This window comes from Nocardia farcinica, assembly GCF_029867845.1.
Taxonomy (GTDB): Bacteria; Actinomycetota; Actinomycetes; order Mycobacteriales; family Mycobacteriaceae; genus Nocardia; species Nocardia farcinica_A.
The window spans coordinates 1-1,632 of the sequence record NZ_JARWRU010000308.1; the positions used below are offsets into that span (position 1 = coordinate 1).

Below are 1,632 nucleotides of genomic sequence, written 5' to 3' on the forward strand. Positions count from 1 at the left end.
TGCCGCTTGGGGGCCCCCACCCCCCACCCCCCGGGGGGTTCTCCCCCGCTCTCTCCCCCGGGGGCCCCGGGCCCGCCCCGCCCGGGCCCACCCGCGTCGACGCGGTCACCTCCGCCATGGGCCCCGCCTCCATCGAGAGCCAGTACGACGAAGCACTCAGCGTCCCCGGCCTGCTCGACGCCATCCGCCGTGCCGAAGCCGAACCCGAGCCCGTCGCGGGCTACGTCATCGCCTGTTTCGGCGACCCCGGCCTCGACGCCGCCCGCGAACTGGCGAACGCCCCCGTGGTCGGCATCGCCGAAGCAGCCTTCCACACCGCGAGCCACCTCGGCCGCGGCTTCAGCGTCGTCACCACCCTCACCCGCACCCTCGGCCGCGCCGCCGACCTGCTCGAGCGCTACGGCATGTCCCGCTTCTGCCTCGGCCTGCACGCCTGCCACCTGCCCGTCCTCGCCCTCGACACCGACCCCGCGGCGCGCAAGATCGTCACCGAGGCCTGTAGGCAGGCAATCGAACACGACGAATCCGACGCCGTGGTCCTCGGCTGCGCGGGCATGACCGACCTCGCCGCCCACATCACCGCCGACATCGGCGTCCCCGTGGTCGACGGCGTCGCCGCCGCCACCCTCACCGTCCAGTCCATGGCCACCATGCGCCTTCGCCCCGCCGGCCGAGGCGAGTTCGCCCCGCCCCCACCCAAGCCCTACACCGGAATCCTCCACGACTTCGGCTCCTAGCCGGTCAGCGAGCTGCGCGAGCCGGATCCAGCCGCGAATCCGTCGGTGCGACGGCGGCCGAGCCCGGTACGACGGTCGTGTGACCCGCGACGTGCGGGGCTTCGCGAGCCCGAACGTGCCGCTGATCGATCCGTGGAGCGGCTGACCTACCCCGTGTGGATGTGGACGTGGAGATCGCCGCGCTGCGTCGTGCCCACCCGGGGCATCCCGTAACCGGTCAGTGTCACCACGGACCCGGATGTGGTGCCGGGAAGCACCTGCACGACCGCCGTCCCGTCGAGCAGTGTGGTGATGGTCAGCGGGCCGCCCCGCATCGCGTGCGGTGGCGGGATGCGGGCCGCGGTGTGCAGGCTGTCGCCCTCGCGGGTGAACGCCGGGTGCGACAGCACGGACACCTCGAGGAAGAGGTCGCCGGGCTGTCCGCCGCCCCGGCCCGCTTCGCCCTGACCGGCCAGCCGGATGCGTTGTCCCGCCTCGACACCCGGAGGAATCCTGGCCTGCAAGGTCCGCCGCACCCCGACCCGGCCGTCGCCGCCGCACTTGCCGCAGAGGCCGGCCGGTCTGCCCGCGCCCCGGCATTCCTCGCACACGGCGCGGGTGTCGTAGGTGATCGGCTTCAGCACGCCGGTGCCGCACTCCTCGAGACTCAGCACGACGGGTGAGCCGATGTCGCGACCTCGCTCACTCGGCGGCGCGGAACCGGGCGGCGACACGCCCTGGTCGCTCGGCGGCGGGCCGGCGGGGGAGGGCGGGGGCGTGGGGTAGGGCGCCGAGGGCGGCGGGCCGTGGCCCGGCGGCCGCAGGGGCCCCCCCGCGGGCAGGGACCCCCACCCGGCCAGGTGGGGCGACCCCCCGGCCAAACCCCCGCCCCCCCCCGCCCCGCAGAGGGCCGAAA

General features: G+C 75.3%; 2 protein-coding genes. One reads left to right on the forward strand and one right to left on the reverse strand.

What is annotated here, in order from left to right; translation table 11 throughout:
* Positions 1-737, forward strand: a 737-nt coding sequence (locus QH283_RS06625; protein WP_432420675.1) for an aspartate/glutamate racemase family protein, incomplete at its 5' end; no start/stop codon positions are given.
* A gap of 146 nt (positions 738-883) precedes the next feature.
* Here QH283_RS06625 and QH283_RS06630 read toward each other — a convergent pair.
* Positions 884-1,390, reverse strand: a complete 507-nt coding sequence (locus QH283_RS06630; RefSeq protein ID WP_280502132.1) for a DnaJ C-terminal domain-containing protein — start codon at positions 1,388-1,390, stop codon at positions 884-886.
* Between the last annotated feature and the right edge of the window lie 242 nt (positions 1,391-1,632).